The following is a 17,284-nucleotide window of genomic DNA, read 5'->3' on the forward strand; positions in this document are numbered from 1 at the left end:
TATGTGCTGAATGGCCGCGTCGGATCGCATGCGGCGTTCGGCGGCGAGCGAAGCGGGGAAGCGATGCCACAGCATGTCAGCGGCAACAGCCTGAAACGCCAGATTTTCTTCTGGCTGGCGGTGCTCGTCTTCTTCATCGCCTTTCTCTATGTCTTCAGCTCGATCCTGCTGCCCTTCATCGCCGGCATGGCGATCGCCTATTTCCTCGATCCGGTCGCCGACCGGCTGGAACGCCTCGGGCTCAGCCGCATGATGGCGACGGTCGGCATCCTCATCGCCTTCGTCATCGTCTTCGCACTGGCGCTGATGATCCTCATTCCCGTATTGATCAGCCAGTTCAACGATTTCGCCGAGCGGCTGCCGGGTTATATCAGCCAGTTGCAGCAGTTCATCACCCAGACGCAGAATTCGCTGTTGCCGGACTGGGTCAAGAGCCAGGCCGGCACGATCAAGGACAATCTCTCCGGCATCCTCTCCGAAGGCATGGGCTTCCTGACCGGGCTCTTCGCGCAGATCTGGAATTCCGGCAAGGCGATCGTCGATGTCATCTCGCTGCTCGTCGTCACCCCCGTCGTCGCCTTCTATATCCTGCTCGATTGGGACCGCATGGTCTCCAAGGTCGATCAGTGGATTCCGCGCGATTATGTCGGCGATGTCCGCCAGATCGCCAAGGAGATCGATCAGGCGATCGCCGGCTTCATTCGCGGCCAGGGCTCACTCTGCCTCATCCTCGGCATCTATTATGCCGCCGGCCTCTCGCTCGTCGGCTTGAATTTCGGCCTGCTGATCGGCCTCTTCGCCGGCATGATCAGTTTCATTCCCTATGTCGGCTCGCTGGTCGGCCTCATTCTCGCCGTCGGCGTGGCGATCGTGCAGTTCTGGCCGGATTATCCCTGGATCGGGCTGGTGCTCGCTGTCTTCTTCAGCGGCCAGTTCCTGGAAGGCAACATCTTGCAGCCGAAGCTCGTCGGCTCCAGCGTCGGCCTGCATCCGGTGTGGCTGATGTTTGCGCTGTTTGCCTTCGGCGCGCTCTTCGGTTTTGTCGGGCTTCTGGTCGCGGTGCCGGCTGCCGCCGCCGTCGGCGTCCTTGTTCGCTTCGCGCTTTCGCGCTACCTTCAGAGCGATCTTTATTTTGGCGGGTCGCCGAGTGGCCGCGCTCAGAAGACGAAATCAGTTCCCAATGAATGACGTGAAGAACGCTGATCCGAAGCGCAAGGCCGGAGAGCAGCTGCCGCTGGTCTTTTCGCACGATGCCGCCAGCGGCCGCGACGATCTCCTGATCTCGGAACGTCTGGCCGCCGCCGTGTCGATCGTCGATGCCTGGCCGGCATGGCCGTCGCCGGTCGTCGTGCTTGCCGGTCCGGTCGGCTCGGGAAAATCGCATCTCGCCCGCATCTGGCGGGAATTGAGCGGCGCCGTCAGCATTCACCCCGAGCTTGGCTCGAATGCCGCCGTCGCCGCCGCCGCCGGCCCGGTGCTGTTCGAGGATGCCGACCGCCTCGGCTTCGATGACAACGCGCTTTTCCACGTCATCAACAGCGTTCGCGAACATGGCACCAGCCTGTTGATGACCAGCCGCCTCTGGCCGATCTCCTGGCCGGTTTCGCTGCCCGATCTGCGCTCGCGATTGAAGGCTGCGACGGTCGTCGAGATCGGCGAACCCGACGAGGCATTGTTGTCGCAGGTGATCGTCAAGCTCTTCGCCGATCGGCAGCTTTATATAGATGATAAACTCGTGCTCTATATCGTCAACAGGATGGAGCGGTCGCTGAACGCGGCCCAGACAATCGTCGAACGGCTCGACCGGCTGGCCCTGTCGCGGGGCACGAAGATCACCCGGTCCCTTGCCGCCGAGGTATTGAATGAATTGGGAAATTCGGAGCCGGCCGATTGACTGTCACAGTTCCGTCGTGAAACTGATATAATTGCCGTCGGCGATTGAAACGGGGTAAGCGGACTATGGATAGCGCAGTCGCAGAACATCAGGCACTCACTCCGGACACCAACGACAACACGCCCCCTCTGGAAGAGTTGCTGAGCAGCCCCGAGCGCTTCATCAACCGCGAATTCTCCTGGCTGCAATTCAATCGCCGCGTTCTCGAAGAGACACTGAATACCGAGCATCCGCTGCTCGAGCGCGTCCGCTTCCTGTCGATCTCGGCCGCCAACCTCGACGAGTTCTTCATGGTGCGTGTCGCCGGTCTCGAGGGCCAGGTGCGCCAGAACATCGCCATCCGCAGCCCCGACGGCAAGACGCCGGCCGAGCAGCTCGACTCGATTCTGCAGGAGATCGATCATCTGCAGATGGAGCAGCAGGCCTCGCTTGCCGTGCTGCAGCAATATCTCGCCAAGGAAGACATTCTGATCGTGCGCCCCGGCGCGCTCAGCGATGCCGACCGCCAATGGCTGGCCGCCGAATTCGAACAGTCGATCTTCCCGGTGCTGACGCCGCTGTCGATCGACCCGGCCCACCCGTTCCCGTTCATTCCCAATCTCGGCTTCTCGATCGGCCTGCAGCTCGTCAGCAAGAGCGGCCGCGAGCCGATGACGGCGCTCTTGCGCCTGCCGCCGGCGCTCGACCGCTTCGTCCGCCTGCCGGACGATGCGAACACGATCCGCTACATCACGCTGGAAGATGTCGCCAACATCTTCATCCATCGGCTCTACCCGGGTTACGAGGTGCAGGGCTCCGGTACCTTCCGCGTCATCCGCGACAGCGATATCGAGGTCGAGGAAGAGGCCGAAGATCTCGTCCGCTTCTTCGAAACGGCGCTGAAGCGGCGCCGCCGCGGCAAGGTCATCCGCATCGAGACCGACTCGGAAATGCCGGCCTCGCTGCGCCAGTTCGTCGTCCAGGCGCTCAGCATCCCCGATAACCGCGTCGCCGTTCTGCCGGGTCTTCTGGCGCTGAACACCCTGTCGGAGATCACCAAGGCGCCGCGCGACGATCTCCGGTTTCCTCCCTACAATGCGCGATTTCCCGAGCGCGTCCGCGAACATGCCGGCGACTGCTTCGCCGCCATCCGCGAAAAGGACATGGTCGTCCATCACCCCTACGAATCTTTCGACGTGGTCGTCCAGTTTCTTCTCCAGGCTGCGCGCGATCCTGACGTTCTGGCGATAAAGCAGACGCTGTACCGCACCTCCAACGACAGCCCGATCGTGCGTGCGCTGATCGACGCCGCCGAAGCCGGCAAATCGGTGACGGCGCTGGTCGAGCTCAAGGCCCGCTTCGACGAAGAGGCGAATATCCGCTGGGCGCGCGATCTTGAGCGCGCCGGCGTGCAGGTCGTGTTCGGCTTCATCGAGCTCAAGACCCACGCCAAGATGTCGATGGTCGTCCGCCGTGAGGAGGGCAAGCTCAGGACCTATTGCCACTTGGGGACCGGCAACTACCACCCGATCACCGCCAAGATCTATACCGACCTGTCCTATTTCACCTGCAATCCCGTCATCGCCCACGACATGGCGAACATCTTCAACTTCATCACCGGCTACGGCGAGCCGGAGCAGGGCATGCAGCTCGCCGTCTCGCCCTATACGATGCGGCCGCGCATCCTGCGCCACATCGAGGAGGAGATCCAGCACGCCAGGAACGGCGCGCCGGCGGCGATCTGGATGAAGATGAATTCGCTCGTCGATCCCGACATCATCGACGCGCTCTACCGCGCCAGCCATGCCGGCGTGGAGATCGATCTCGTCGTGCGCGGCATCTGCTGCCTGCGTCCGCAGGTGCCTGGCCTCTCGGAGAAGATCCGCGTCAAGTCGATCGTCGGCCGCTTCCTCGAGCACAGCCGCATCTTCTGCTTCGGCAACGGCCACGGTCTGCCGTCGGACAAGGCACTGGTCTATATCGGTTCGGCCGACATGATGCCGAGAAACCTCGATCGCCGCGTCGAGACGATGGTGCCGCTGACAAATCCGACCGTTCACGAGCAGGTCTTGTCACAGATTATGCTCGGCAACGTGATTGACAATCAACAAAGCTACGAGATATTGCCCGACGGTACGTCGCGCCGCATGGAAGTGCGCAGAGGCGAGGAACCGTTCAATGCGCAGCAGTATTTTATGACAAATCCGAGCCTTTCGGGCCGTGGTGAAGCTCTGAAGTCCAGCGCGCCGAAGCTCATCGCCGGCCTGCTCGAAGGCCGCAACAACAAGTAATACTGGACCTAAATGGTTGAATCTGAAGCCCAGGGGCGCCTTCCGGGGATCGCTCCGGTCTCCGTTGTCGACATCGGATCGAATTCCATTCGTCTCGTCGTCTACGAAGGCATGTCCCGCTCTCCGACCATTCTTTTCAACGAAAAGGTCCTCTGCGGCCTCGGCAAAGGCATAGCCGTCACCGGCAAAATGGATGAAGAGAGCGTCGGCCGGGCTCTGGCGGCGCTGCACCGTTTCAAGGCCCTGTCCGACCAGGCGCGCGCCGCCACCATGTATGTTCTGGCGACGGCCGCCGCCCGCGAGGCGAGCAACGGTCCCGATTTCATCCATCAGGCGGAAACCATTCTCGGGCGCAAGGTTCGCGTGCTGTCGGGTGAGGAAGAGGCGAAATTCGCCTCGCTCGGCATCATCAGCGGCTTCTTCAATCCCGACGGCATTGCCGGCGATCTAGGCGGCGGTTCGCTGGAATTGATCGACATCAAAGGCAAAGAGGTCGGCAAGGGCATCACGCTGCCGCTCGGTGGCCTGCGCCTGTCGGAATATGCCGGCGGCTCGCTTTCCAAGGCCAGGACCTTCGCCCGCAAACAGGTGAAGACGGCAAAGCTCTTGTCGAAGGGCGAGGGCCGCACCTTCTACGCCGTCGGCGGCACCTGGCGAAACATCGCCAAGCTGCACATGGAAATCACCCATTATCCGCTGCACATGATGCAGGGTTATGAGGTATCGCTCGAAGCGATGATGCTGTTCCTCGAACAAGTGGTGACTGCGCGCGATTCGCGCGAGCCGGCGCTGCAGGCCGTGTCCAAGCACCGCCGCTCGCTGTTGCCCTTCGGCGCCGTCGCCATGAAGGAAGTGCTGAGCGCCATGAAGCCGTCGATGATTTCCTTCTCGGCGCAGGGGGTGCGCGAGGGGTATCTCTACTCGCTGCTGTCGGAATCCGAGCGCCGGCTCGATCCGCTGCTGGCCGCCGCCGGTGAACTGGCGATCCTGCGTGCCCGTTCGCCCGAGCATGCCCGCGAACTGGCGGAATGGACCGGCCGGATGATGCCCTTCTTCGACGTCCAGGAAACCGAAGAGGAAAGCCGCTATCGCCAGGCCGCCTGTCTGCTCGCCGATATCAGCTGGCGCGCCCACCCTGATTATCGCGGACTGCAGGCGCTGAACGTCATCGCCCACTCTTCCTTCGTCGGCATCAGCCATCCCGGCCGTGCCTTCATCGCGCTGACCAATTATTACCGTTTCGAGGGTCTGCACGATGACGGCGCCACCGGCCCGCTGGCGCAGATCGCCACGCCACCCTTCATCGAGCGCGCCAAGCTGCTCGGCGGCATGCTGCGCGTCGTCTACCTCTTCTCGGCTTCGATGCCCGGCATCGTCAAGAATCTGACCTTCCGCAGATCCTCGAACCCCGACTTCGATCTCGAATTCGTCGTGCCGCCGGAATACCGCGATTTCGCCGGCGAACGCCTGGACGGCCGCCTGCAGCAGCTGTCGAGGCTGACGAACAAGCGGCTGGCGTTTGTGTTCGAGTAGGGCTTCGCAACGGCCGTTGTACCGTGTGAGCCCCCCTCTGCCCTGCCGGGCATCTCCCCCACAGGTGGGGAGATCATAAGCGGCTTGAACTTCCCGCCCATCTACCGTTTCGCCGTGCTGGATGCTCATTGTTTGGGGAAGCCGATAGGCCCAGCCAATCTCCCCACCTGTGGGGGAGATGCCCGGCAGGGCAGAGGGGGGCGGACACGGCGCGTCAAAAAAGGCGGCACTCCCGCACCGCCCTCTCTATCTCACATCAAACCCGAACTTACTTCGCGTTCAAAAACTCGCCGACCTCAAGCAGGCTGAACTCGTTATTGTCGGCCTTGTCGACGGCGCGGCCGGCGGAGAAGGGCAGGTTGTTGTCGTTGCCGATGATGATGTGCGTGGCGTCGGCGCGGTCGACGTTTTCGATCGTCACGAACGGCATGTCGTAGACGCCGTCCTTGGCTCCGGCCTTCTTCTTGTTGTCGGGGTCCTGGATGTTCAGGAGGTCGATATAGCCGATCTTGCGGACGGCCTTGCCGGCATTGGCGTCGTTGAACTCGATCTTGTAGACGCGCTTCAGCACGGCCGGCGCTTCGAAGCAATCCGGCTTCGGCTGCTTCGGATCGGCACAGGCCTTGTCGGAAGTGCCGGCGCCGCTGTCGCGCTCGATGACGAGAGCGGTCGTATCGTCGAGCATGTTGAAATCACCGATCGACACGCCCTTGTCCTCGAACGGATAGAGCCAGCTGCGGCCGGTCCACTTCTTGGCGGCGACGTCGAATTCGATGACGCGGACGGCGGTGTGGCCGTCGACCGATTCCATCGTGCCGTCATCCTTGTAGATGGCGCCTTCGAGCAGGCCGTAGAGCTTCGTGCCGTCCTTCGACATGGCGAGGCCTTCGAAGCCGCCGGAGCGCTTCAGGTTGAAGACCGGCATCTTCGCGGCCGGGTTGCTTGGCAGCTGGATCAGCGGATTGTCGGGCGACAGCACCGGCTTGCCGTCGAGCGTCGTCGCGATGACGTCGGTCAGGTGGCCTTCGGTATCGATTTTCAGGATGTAGGGACCGAATTCGTCGCCCAGCCAAAAGCCGTCGGCAACCGGCTGGATCGATTCGATGTCGAAGTCGGCGCCGGTGAGGTAACGTGTATCGGTGCCTTCGAGCACGATCGGGAACGGAGCGATCTTGTTCGGATCGGAGAGGAACAGGTTCTTGACGACGTCAGCCTTGTTGGCGGCCCAGTCGAACTTCATCTGGTGCAGGAACAGCATGGAGTCGGAAGAATTGGCCTTCGAGCCGAAGCCGTTGTCCGTCAGCGTCCAGAAGGTGCCGTCAGCCATCGTCTTGATACCTGAGAAGCCCTGGATCGCCTGACCGTCGAAGGGGAGCTTCAGGTCGGTGACGCGGGCGCCGTCCTTGCCGGGAACAGTGCCGAGCGCTTCGGTGCGCTTGCGGTCCGGCGTCGTGAACTTGCCTGAATGCTTGAGGAATTCGGGGGCGTCGGCCGGCGCCGCGACCACGGTGTTGGCCGGCAGGATCGCTTGGCCGGCGAGCTTGGCCGGGAATTGCTGCTGGTCGGCCGAAACAGGGCCGGCAATCAGGATGAAAAGCGATACGGAAGCAAAAAGGACGTTCTTCATAATATCCCCATGGAACGGATGCGAATGGCTTCCGCTTAGCAGGGCTTCCGTGTCAGCGAATTGACGGTTGGGTGAAGCTTTGGTGACGGGTGGTAAGAGCTTTGCTCAGCCGTGCAGAACGACTGCGGGCGTGTTCAGCACGGTCACCGCGCGCGAGGAAAGCGCCATGACGCCGAGCGCCTGGCCGCGTCCCTTGACGGCATGGATGCCGAGATCGTCGCAGGAGATGTCGTCGGGAAAGGTCATGCGCCCGGCAAGCTCCGTGGAGATCAGCACCTGCCGGTTGAGGCTGCGGCAGAGCGTCTCCAGCCGGGCGGTCGTATTCACCGTATCGCCGAAATAGCTGATCTTGTGGTGGTCGACGCCGACTTCCGCGGTGATGATCTCGCCGCCGTGAAGCGCGGCGCGAAGTTTCGGCACCTGTCCGTAATTTTTCTGCCAGCCGGCGGCATTGGCTTCGATATCGGCAAGGATGTCGAAGATACAGCGCACGCAGCGCGCATCCTTGACGCCGCGGGCAAGCGGCCAGGTAATGATCGCCGCATCGCCGACATAGTCGTTGATCATGCCCTTGTGGCGCCTGACCGGCTCGGCGAAAGTCGCAAACAGCGAGCTCAGCAGCTGCTGCGCCCTGAGATCGCCGTGCTTTTCGGCAAAAGCCGTCGAATCGACGAGATCGATGAACAAGAAGACGCGCTCTTCCTTGAGCGGATTGCGATAGCGGCTGATGAGCATGCTGATGAAGACTTCGCGGCCGAGCAGCTCCCGCACGCGCAGGATGAAGATCAGCGCCGAGCAGACGGCAAGCGCATAGAGGAAGACATTGAAGGGCATGATCACGAGATCGAGGAGCGGCGACGGCTTCAGCACCCCGAGCGAGCGAAGCAGCAGGCCGGCGCAGGCGAAACCGATGCTCATCAGGATCTCGTAGATCACCAACTCAGTGATGATGAAGACGAAGGTCGGCAGCTTCTGGATGCGCCTGTAGAGCCCGCGGAACAGTACCTTGCGCTCGAAGGCAATGATCGGCATGCCGATGAACAGCGCGAAGATCGCTCCGATGACTGGCGTCTGCTCGGAGTAGAACATCGAATCGTAAACGACGCCGCTCGCCGCGAGGACGATGACGATCAGAATCCAGTTCTGCGTCGGAGATATTTCCCGCATGCCGCCCCTTCGCTTCGCAGTTTCTCCGGCCATTGTTTCAGCTGGGAAAACAGCGTCAAGCGAATTCGATTTGGTGTCAGAGTGCGACGGTTTCAACCTTCCGGCCGGCGAATCGCAGTCCAATCTGGCCCTGAATCAGCTGCAGCGCCGGCTCGCCGAAAAGATCGCGCCGCCAGCCGTGCAGGGCCGCGACGTCGGCCTTCTCGCCATCGGCGGCGATCTTGTCGAGATCCTCGCTGTTGGCGATCACCTTCGGCGCTACGCCATGTTTCTCCGAGATCAGCTTCAAGAGCACTTTCAACAGCTCGACAGCGGCAGCTGCGCCTTCCGGCGCCTGTGTCTGCCGCGGCACATGCGGCATATCCGCCTTCGGAAGAGCGAGCGCCGCGTTGACGGCTTCGACGACTGCAGCGCCGGAGGCGGAGCGTTCCCAGCCTTTGGGAATGGTGCGCAGGCGGCCGAGCGCTTCGGCATCTTTCGGCTGCTGTTGGGCGATCTCATAGATCGCATCGTCCTTCAATACGCGCGAACGCGGCACATTGCGCGCCCGCGCCTCGCGCTCACGCCAGGCGGCGACATATTTCAGGATCGCCAGCTCCTGCGGCTTGCGCAGACGCATCTTCAGCCGCTGCCACGCGTCGTCAGGATGCATGTCGTAGGTTTCGCGCGCCTCGAGAATGTCCATTTCCTCGGAGAGCCAGGACGTGCGGCCTTCGCGGTCGAGTTCGGCCTTCAGCGACAGATAGACGTCGCGCAGATGCGTGACGTCGGCCAGCGCATATTCCAGCTGCTTGTCGGAGAGCGGCCGGCGGCTCCAGTCGGTGAAGCGCGACGACTTGTCGATATGGACGTTCTTGATGCGGCTGACCAGCTGATCATAGGAGACGCTGTCGCCGAAACCGCAGACCATGGCGGCGACCTGCGTGTCGAAAATCGGATGCGGAATGAGATTGCCGCGATTGAAGATGATCTCGATGTCCTGGCGCGCCGCATGAAAGACCTTCAGCACCTTAGTATCGGCCATCAGCTCGAAGAAGGGGGCGAGGTCGATGCCCTTGGCCAGCGGATCGACGAGAACCTCCAATGTCGGGCTTGCCATCTGGATCAGGCAGAGCTCCGGCCAAAAGGTCGTCTCACGCAGGAATTCGGTGTCGATGGTGATGAAGTCAGACTTGGCCAGCTCTTTGCAGGCGGCCGCCAAATCGGCGGTGGTTTCGATCATATCAATTCATTCGCAAGGAAAAGGTCGGTTGAACCTTCCTTCTCCTTTCGCTTCGATATGTCAATACAACAGCATAAGCTTCCCGCATTGCTGGCGAAGAATCACGTCCAAACTGAGGCAAGCGAATGCTTCAGCTCACTCTGACATAGCTGGTCATGCCCGTCTTCTGATGTTCGATGATGTGGCAATGCAGCACCCAGTCGCCGGGATTGTCGGCGACGAGGGCAAGCTGCACCTTCTCGTCCGGCTGAACAAGGTAGGTGTCGGAGATGAGCGGCACCACCTCCCGTGTCGAGGAGGAGATCACCGTGAAGCTCATTCCGTGCAGATGGATCGGATGGGCGTGCGGCGTGGTGTTCTCGAGATTGAAGACATAGCTCTTGCCGAGTTTCAGTTCCGCCAGCGGCGCCGTCGGATCGGGGGTGTCGCCGGGCCAGGGCACCTTGTTGATCGCCCAGAAGCTGTAACCGAGCGTGCCGCAGATACTCTCGACGGCAGCATTTTCCGCGGTGGCGCTGAGGATCAGCGGGATCTGTTCGGCCGTGGAGAGATCGGCCTTGGGAACGGGGTTTTCGGCAAGCGGGCCGAGATCGCCGATATTGCGTTTCAACGACTGTTCGACGGCACGCAGGCTGGCGATCGTCTTCGGCGTCGTGCCGCGGATATCTTCGAGCGTGGCGACGGCGCCTTCGCCGTCCGGCATGCGCACGACAAGGTCGAGCCGCTGCCCGGGCCCGATCCGCAGGAGCTCGAGGGGAAAGCGTTTCGGCATCGGGTTGCCGTCGATGGCGATGACGGTCGCATCAGCGCCTGCCATCGTCAGCGAGAAAATGCGGGTCACATCGGTGTTGGCGATGCGCAACCGCACCAACCCTCCGGCCGGCGCGTCATATTGCGGCTCCTGATGCCAGTTGGCGGTCCGCACCGTGCCGTAGGTACCGCTCTTGGCGGCATCGCGCGGCCGGAAGGGGGCGATGAACTGCCCGTCGCCGCCAAGGCGCCAGTCGCGCAGGTTCAGCAGCACCTCGGCATCGAATTCGGGATCGGCCGGATCCTCGACCACAAGCATGCCGGTCATGCCGTGGCCGATCTGCGTCAGCGTGTTGCAGTGCGGGTGATACCAGAAGGTGCCGGCATCGGGCGGCGTGAAAGCATAGTCGAAGCTGTCGCCGGTATAGATATAGGGCTGAGTGACGAAGGGTACGCCGTCCATGCGGTTATCGATGCGCAGCCCGTGCCAGTGGATCGTCGTCGGCTCGTCCAGCTGATTGTTCAGCCGTGCCGCGTAGGGTCGCCCCTTCGTCATTCTCAGGACCGGCGGCATGCCGTCATGGCCCCAGCTCATGATGTCTCGGGTCGGTCCCGCCTCGGTCAGCATGGCCTCGGTCTTCACAGCCGTCAGCAGCTGAGGCTCCGGTGCGGCCGCAGCAAGTCCGAATTTGCCGGCAAGGCCCATGCCGACGCCGTAGGCGCCCGCGACGGCGGATGCCTTGAGAAGGTTGCGGCGGGTGAGCAAAGGCATGCGGGGCTCCATGGTGAGAATGCACCTCCTTTTAAAGTTGACCGACATCTTCATCAATACGGCAGGCGCAGCCAAACTGCCGCAGCATACGGGCCGCAGCTTCGCCATAAACGCGTGCCAATCGCGTGCCGGGCACGCGCCAAGCCTTGACAAATCGGAGCGTCCATGCGCTTTTCCGCCCGATTTTCTTGTCGGCGCTTGAGGGCCTTTGAACCCTTGCTGCCGTCTTAAGCCACATGCCAGGAATTGAGATCATGCATCGCTATCGCAGCCACACATGCGCCGCCCTCCGCAAGACGGATGTCGGCTCGACCGTCCGTATTTCCGGCTGGGTTCACCGCGTTCGCGACCATGGCGGCGTTCTGTTCATCGATCTTCGCGACCACTACGGCATCACCCAGGTCGTCGCCGATCCCGACAGCCCGGCCTTCAAGCTGGCCGAGACCGTGCGCGGCGAATGGGTCATCCGCATCGACGGCCTCGTCAAGGCCCGTACCGAAGACACCGTCAACAAGACCATGGCGACCGGCGAGATCGAGCTCTACGCGCAGGAGATCGAAGTCCTCTCCGCCGCCAAGGAATTGCCGCTGCCGGTTTTCGGCGAGCCTGATTACCCGGAAGACGTCCGCCTCAAATACCGCTTCCTCGATCTTCGCCGCGAAACGCTGCACCGGAACATCGTCAAGCGCACCCAGGTCATCTCGGCGATGCGCCGCGAAATGGGCGCTGTCGGCTTCACGGAATATACGACGCCGATCCTGACGGCCTCCTCGCCGGAAGGCGCGCGCGACTTCCTGGTCCCCTCGCGCATTCATCCCGGCACCTTCTATGCGTTGCCGCAGGCGCCGCAGCAGTACAAGCAGCTGCTGATGGTTGCCGGTTTCGACCGCTATTTCCAGATCGCGCCGTGCTTCCGCGACGAGGATCCGCGCGCAGACCGCCTGCCGGGCGAGTTCTACCAGCTCGACCTCGAAATGAGCTTCGTCACCCAGGAAGACGTCTGGAACACGATGGGCCCGCTGATGACAAGCGTGTTCGAGGAGTTTGCCGACGGCAAGCCGGTCACCAAGGAATGGCCGCGTATCCCTTATGACGAAGCGATCCGCAAATATGGTTCGGACAAGCCGGACCTGCGCAACCCGATCGTCATGGAAGCGGTAACCGAGCATTTCGCCGGCTCCGGTTTCAAGGTCTTCGCCGGCATGATCGCCTCCAACCCGAAGGTTCAGATCTGGGCGATCCCGGCCAAAACCGGCGGCTCGCGCGCCTTCTGCGACCGGATGAACGCCTGGGCGCAGAGCCAGGGCCAGCCCGGCCTCGGCTATATCTTCTGGCGTAGCGAGAACGACAAGCTCGAAGGTGCCGGACCGCTCGCCAAGAATATCGGCGAGGAACGCACCGAAGCGATCCGCACCCAGCTCGGTCTCGGTGATGGCGACGCCTGCTTCTTCGTCGCCGGCGAGCCGGAAAAATTCTACAAGTTTGCCGGCGAGGCGCGCACCAAGGCCGGCGAGGAGCTGAACCTCGTCGACCGCGACCGCTTCGAGCTGTGCTGGATCGTCGACTTCCCCTTCTTCGAGTGGAACGACGAGGAAAAGAAGGTCGATTTCGCCCACAACCCGTTCTCGATGCCGCAGGGTGGCCTTGCTGCGCTGCAGAACCAGGATCCGCTGACGATCAAGGCCTTCCAGTACGATGCCGTCTGCAATGGCTTCGAAATCGCCTCTGGCTCGATCCGCAACCAGTCGCCGGAAACCATGGTCGCCGCCTTCGAGAAGGTCGGTCTCAGCCAGCAGGACGTCGAAGACCGTTTCGGCGGCCTCTACCGCGCCTTCCAGTACGGCGCGCCGCCGCATGGCGGTGCTGCATTCGGCATCGACCGTATCGTCATGCTGCTCGTCGGCGCCAAGAACCTGCGTGAAATCTCGCTGTTCCCGATGAACCAGCAGGCGCAGGATCTGCTGATGGGCGCGCCGACCCCGGCAACCCCGACGCAGCTGCGCGAACTCTCGATCCGGCCGATCCCGCCGGTCAAGAAGGACTGATATAACAGGCTGCAAAGCGCCGGTCGGCCTCCTTACGGCACGGCACCTCGATCAGCCCTCATCCTGAGGTGCCCCGCAGGGGCCTCGAAGGACGGGGGCGGGTGGCCGGGCGCTGTGCCAACATCCACGCTGCAAGATGAACCTCGGTGGCTAGCCTCGTCCTTCGAGGCCCCTGCGGGGCACCTCAAGATGAGGCCGCAGAGAGGTCGCCTTCAGAAAGATAAAAGGCCCGGCGGTGCGAACGGCCGGGCCTTTTCGTCATCAGATCAAAGCGATCAGTCGTTGGCCGAAACCTTGACGCCGAGCACCTGCGGCAGCGTGTTCGGAGCGCCCATGGCGGCGCCGACGATGGTCGGGAACGGCACCGGCTTCTCAGGAGCAGCCTTGACCGTCAGGCTCTTCGGATCGTCGAGGAAGGTGTTGACGGCGGCCGAAACGGCGTTCTGCAGTTCCGGGATGTTGAGCTGCGCCAGCATGATCGGCGTCATCGCCTTAAGCGAATCCGCCATCTGCTTGCCCGACATGTTCTGTTGCGAACCGGCATAATCGAGCGCACGCTTGGTGATCGAGGCGTCTTCGAAGCGCACCTGCGCGCCTTCGAAAGAGAGCTGCTGCATCAGGCCGAGCATGGCAAGGCCCAGCGCCTGCTGCGACTGTTCCTTGTTCGGGTTGGTTTCAGATTCTTTTATCGCATCCTGCATCGATTTCATGAAGGCCATCGTATAGCCCGAGATCTTGAAGCCGAGGTTCAGCTTGCCGATGTTGGTGAAGTCGAAGGCGAACTCCGAAACGTCGATCGTGCCGGGGGCGAGTTCCCAGGCGCCCTTCATGGTGATGTCGCCCTGGACGTGCTGCAGGGCGAGTTTCTCGATCGCTTCCTTGCTCTTGGGATCCTCGGCCTTGGTGAGATCGGCTTTCATGCTCTTGAAGGCGCCGTCGAAATCGAAGCCGGATTCGTCCTCGCGCAGCGTCAAATTCATGTCGCTTTGAAGCACCGAGAACACTTCCGCGCCGTCCTTGACCACTTTCAGCGGGCCGGTATGAGCCGTCTCGTAAAGCATCATGGTGTCGAGCGTGTCGCCGCCTGGCGTTGCCGGGACGGAGATGCCGCCGAGCGTCAGCTCCTGGGCCGTCACCGTTACGCCATCTCCCGTCTTGTTGATGTCGGGGAAGGCCGCCTCTTCGATGTAATAGCCGCCATCCTCGTCTTCTTCGACGCCGGTCAGGGTGACTTCGCCGATGGGCAGGCTTTCGCCGCCGGTCGGCTTGAGAGTGACATTCTTCAACGTCACGGTCGTGCCGTCGATGTTGACCCCGTCAGCCGAGATCGTTCCGCCCTGCGCTTCATAGGCGGCATTGATCTTCTTCAAGAGATCGGCGCCATCGAGAGCGAAGGCCGAGCCGGCGAGCGAGAAAAAGGCTGCGCCCGACAGCATCAGCCGCGTTGTCCGGTAAATGTTCATGGGGTGATTCCTCTGGTGGCGTGGTGGCGGTTGGAAATCTGCAGTTACGCTACTACGGATTGGGCCCGCTTTATATTTGCGGACTTCTAAATTTCCGTTGAAAGGAACGGCAAACGAAGTCCAAATTGCGGCGGAGGGTTTGTCTCATCCTTTGATGTCACTCCTAAGACTTCATCCACAGCTGCAATACCCCGGATTCCTTGCCCGCCGGCCTCTTCTGGGCTAGTCAAGACCCATGGGACAAGAGATTTTGCCGCCTTCCGGCGGAGACGACGACAATATCCAACCGGTTGACCTCAAGGCGGCGCTCGAGCAGCGCTATCTTGCCTATGCGCTATCGACCATCATGCATCGCGCTCTGCCTGACGTGCGCGACGGGCTGAAGCCTGTCCATCGCCGCATCGTCTACGCGATGAACGAGATGGGGCTGAGACCGACATCGGCTTTCAGGAAATGCGCCAAGATCGTCGGCGAGGTGATGGGTAATTATCATCCGCACGGCGACCAGTCGATCTACGACGCGCTTGCCCGTCTCGCCCAGGATTTCTCGCAGCGCTATACGCTGGTCAATGGCCAGGGCAACTTCGGCAATATCGACGGCGATAGCCCCGCCGCCATGCGTTACACCGAATCGAAGATGACGGCGGTCTCCGAACTGCTGCTCGAAGGCATCGATCAGGATGCCGTCGATTTCCGCGACACCTACGACGAATCGAATTCCGAGCCGATCGTCCTGCCCGGCGCCTTCCCGAACCTGCTCGCCAACGGCTCCTCCGGCATTGCCGTCGGCATGGCGACCTCGATCCCGTCGCACAACGCCCACGAACTTTGCGACGCCGCCCTGCATCTGATCAAGCATCCCGATGCCACCGTCGAAAAGCTCGTCGAATTCATTCCCGGCCCGGATTTTCCGACCGGCGGTATCATCATCGACAGCCGTGACAGCATCATCGAGAGCTATCGCACCGGCCGCGGCGGGTTCCGCGTGCGGGCGAAATGGCAGACCGAGGATCTCGGCCGCGGGGGCTACCAGATCGTCGTCACCGAGATTCCCTTCCAGGTGCAGAAATCACGGCTGATCGAGAAGATTGCCGAGCTGCTGATCGCGCGCAAGCTGCCGCTGCTCGAAGATATCCGCGACGAGTCGGCCGAGGACATTCGCATCGTCCTGGTACCGAAATCCAGGACCGTCGATCCGACGATCCTGATGGAATCGATGTTCAAGCTGACGGAGCTCGAAAGCCGCTTTCCGCTCAACATGAACGTTCTGTCCATGGGCCGCATCCCCAAGGTCATGGCGCTGAACGAGGTGCTGAAAGAGTGGCTGGATCACCGCCGCGAAGTTCTGCAGCGCCGTTCGCGCTTCCGTCTGGCCGCGATCGACAAGCGTCTCGAAATCCTCGGCGGCCTTCTGGTCGCCTATCTGAATATCGACGAAGTCATCCGCATCATCCGCGAGGAAGACGAGCCGAAACCGGTGATGATGGCGCGATGGGATCTGACCGACAATCAGGTCGAGGCGATCCTCAACATGCGGCTGCGCGCCCTGCGCAAGCTGGAAGAATTCGAGATCCGCAAGGAGTTCGACGAACTCACCAAGGAGAAGGGCGAGATCGAGGCGCTGCTTGCCTCCGACGACAAGCAGTGGCAGACGGTCGCTTGGGAAATCGGCGAGGTGAAGAAGAAATTCGCCAAGGCCACCGAGGTCGGCCGCCGGCGCACCCAGTTTGCCGACGCGCCGGAAGCCGACGAGGAAGCGATCCAGCAGGCGATGATCGAGAAGGAACCGATCACCGTCGTCATTTCGGAAAAGGGCTGGATCCGCGCCCTCAAGGGCCATATCGCCGACACGGCGACGCTGACCTTCAAGGAGGGCGACGGCCTGAAGGTGGCCTTCCCCGCGCAGACGACCGATAAGATCCTGATCGTCACGACAGGCGGCAAGGCCTTCACCCTTGGCGGCGATAAGCTGCCGGGCGGTCGCGGCCACGGCGAGCCGTTGCGCATCATGGTCGACATGGACAACGACCAGGCGGTGCTGACCGCTTTCGTCCACGATCCCGCGCGCAAGCAGCTGATCGTCTCGACCGCCGGAAACGGCTTCGTCGTTGCCGAGGCCGAGCTGATCGCCAATACCCGCAAGGGCAAGCAGATCATGAATGTCGCGCTGCCCGAGGAGACGCAACTGCTCGTGCCGGTCAGCGGTGACCATGTCGCTGTCGTCGGCGAAAACCGCAAGCTGCTGGTCTTCCCGCTAGCGCAGGTGCCGGAAATGACGCGCGGCAAAGGCGTTCGCCTGCAGCGTTACAAGGACGGCGGCATTTCCGACGTCCGCTGCTTTGCGATGTCAGATGGCCTCGTCTGGGAAGACAGTGCCGGCCGCACCTTCACCAAGAACAAGGACGAGCTTGCCGAATGGCTGGGCGACCGCGCCAGCGCCGGCCGCACCGTCCCGAAGGGTTTTCCGCGTAGCGGCAAATTCGCCGGCTAAAGTGATTGCGGCAAAGCTGCACGGCGGTTTTTCCTTCGGAACTGCCTGAA

Annotated in this window: 11 protein-coding genes; 6 read left to right on the plus strand and 5 right to left on the minus strand. The window is 62.0% G+C overall.

Annotated elements, in window-relative coordinates; genetic code table 11:
- Positions 1-63: 63 nt before the first annotated feature.
- The 4 genes from EFD56_RS24915 to ppx all read left to right on the plus strand — a co-directional run bounded on the left by EFD56_RS24915 (position 64) and on the right by ppx (position 5,697).
- Positions 64-1,188, plus strand: a complete 1,125-nt coding sequence (locus tag EFD56_RS24915; RefSeq protein WP_029531539.1) for an AI-2E family transporter — start codon at positions 64-66, stop codon at positions 1,186-1,188.
- Positions 1,181-1,894: a DnaA regulatory inactivator HdaA gene (gene hdaA, locus EFD56_RS24920; RefSeq protein WP_126906570.1), complete on the plus strand. Its 714-nt coding sequence runs from the start codon at positions 1,181-1,183 to the stop codon at positions 1,892-1,894. The genes EFD56_RS24915 and hdaA overlap by 8 nt, the downstream gene beginning before the upstream one ends.
- A 65-nt stretch (positions 1,895-1,959) precedes the next feature.
- Complete coding sequence (locus EFD56_RS24925; RefSeq protein ID WP_004673738.1) at positions 1,960-4,164, plus strand: RNA degradosome polyphosphate kinase; 2,205 nt, start codon at positions 1,960-1,962, stop codon at positions 4,162-4,164.
- A gap of 12 nt (positions 4,165-4,176) precedes the next feature.
- Positions 4,177-5,697 (plus strand): exopolyphosphatase, encoded by a 1,521-nt coding sequence (ppx, locus tag EFD56_RS24930; RefSeq protein WP_004673739.1) that lies wholly within the window; start codon positions 4,177-4,179, stop codon positions 5,695-5,697.
- 268 nt (positions 5,698-5,965) lie between these two features.
- Here the strand turns inward: ppx and EFD56_RS24940 are convergent, their stop codons facing one another.
- From EFD56_RS24940 to EFD56_RS24955, 4 genes are all read right to left on the minus strand, one after another.
- A complete protein-coding gene (locus EFD56_RS24940) occupies positions 5,966-7,324 on the minus strand; it encodes an esterase-like activity of phytase family protein (protein ID WP_126906571.1) in 1,359 nt (452 codons plus the stop codon).
- Positions 7,325-7,429: 105 nt separating this feature from the next.
- Positions 7,430-8,491 (minus strand): adenylate/guanylate cyclase domain-containing protein, encoded by a 1,062-nt coding sequence (locus EFD56_RS24945; RefSeq protein WP_126906572.1) that lies wholly within the window; start codon positions 8,489-8,491, stop codon positions 7,430-7,432.
- 76 nt (positions 8,492-8,567) lie between these two features.
- The gene (gene rnd, locus EFD56_RS24950) at positions 8,568-9,713 is read right to left on the minus strand and encodes a ribonuclease D (protein WP_126906573.1); all 1,146 of its coding nucleotides are present in this window, start codon (positions 9,711-9,713) and stop codon (positions 8,568-8,570) included.
- A gap of 130 nt (positions 9,714-9,843) precedes the next feature.
- Complete coding sequence (locus tag EFD56_RS24955; protein ID WP_126906574.1) at positions 9,844-11,235, minus strand: multicopper oxidase family protein; 1,392 nt, start codon at positions 11,233-11,235, stop codon at positions 9,844-9,846.
- A 254-nt stretch (positions 11,236-11,489) separates the two neighbouring features.
- Here EFD56_RS24955 and aspS point away from each other — a divergent pair, with 254 nt between their 5' ends.
- The gene (aspS, locus tag EFD56_RS24965) at positions 11,490-13,280 is read left to right on the plus strand and encodes an aspartate--tRNA ligase (RefSeq protein WP_004669587.1); all 1,791 of its coding nucleotides are present in this window, start codon (positions 11,490-11,492) and stop codon (positions 13,278-13,280) included.
- 275 nt (positions 13,281-13,555) lie between these two features.
- On the opposite strand, the gene EFD56_RS24970 is transcribed toward aspS, so the two are convergent.
- Complete coding sequence (locus EFD56_RS24970; protein ID WP_126906575.1) at positions 13,556-14,743, minus strand: hypothetical protein; 1,188 nt, start codon at positions 14,741-14,743, stop codon at positions 13,556-13,558.
- A gap of 235 nt (positions 14,744-14,978) precedes the next feature.
- Between EFD56_RS24970 and parC the strand changes: the two genes are divergently transcribed.
- A complete protein-coding gene (parC, locus tag EFD56_RS24975) occupies positions 14,979-17,234 on the plus strand; it encodes a DNA topoisomerase IV subunit A (protein ID WP_004673831.1) in 2,256 nt (751 codons plus the stop codon).
- Positions 17,235-17,284 lie beyond the last annotated feature (50 nt).

This window comes from Rhizobium phaseoli (assembly GCF_003985125.1).
Taxonomy (GTDB): domain Bacteria; phylum Pseudomonadota; class Alphaproteobacteria; order Rhizobiales; family Rhizobiaceae; genus Rhizobium; species Rhizobium phaseoli.

Coding starts and splice junctions, on each gene's coding strand:
- EFD56_RS24925 (WP_004673738.1), top strand. CDS start 1,960: ATGGATAGCGCAGTCGCAGAACATCAGGCACTCACTCCGGACACCAAC.
- EFD56_RS24955 (WP_126906574.1), bottom strand. CDS start 11,235: ATGCCTTTGCTCACCCGCCGCAACCTTCTCAAGGCATCCGCCGTCGCG.
- parC (WP_004673831.1), top strand. CDS start 14,979: ATGGGACAAGAGATTTTGCCGCCTTCCGGCGGAGACGACGACAATATC.
- rnd (WP_126906573.1), bottom strand. CDS start 9,713: ATGATCGAAACCACCGCCGATTTGGCGGCCGCCTGCAAAGAGCTGGCC.
- hdaA (WP_126906570.1), top strand. CDS start 1,181: ATGAATGACGTGAAGAACGCTGATCCGAAGCGCAAGGCCGGAGAGCAG.
- ppx (WP_004673739.1), top strand. CDS start 4,177: ATGGTTGAATCTGAAGCCCAGGGGCGCCTTCCGGGGATCGCTCCGGTC.
- EFD56_RS24915 (WP_029531539.1), top strand. CDS start 64: ATGCCACAGCATGTCAGCGGCAACAGCCTGAAACGCCAGATTTTCTTC.
- aspS (WP_004669587.1), top strand. CDS start 11,490: ATGCATCGCTATCGCAGCCACACATGCGCCGCCCTCCGCAAGACGGAT.
- EFD56_RS24970 (WP_126906575.1), bottom strand. CDS start 14,743: ATGAACATTTACCGGACAACGCGGCTGATGCTGTCGGGCGCAGCCTTT.
- EFD56_RS24940 (WP_126906571.1), bottom strand. CDS start 7,324: ATGAAGAACGTCCTTTTTGCTTCCGTATCGCTTTTCATCCTGATTGCC.
- EFD56_RS24945 (WP_126906572.1), bottom strand. CDS start 8,491: ATGCGGGAAATATCTCCGACGCAGAACTGGATTCTGATCGTCATCGTC.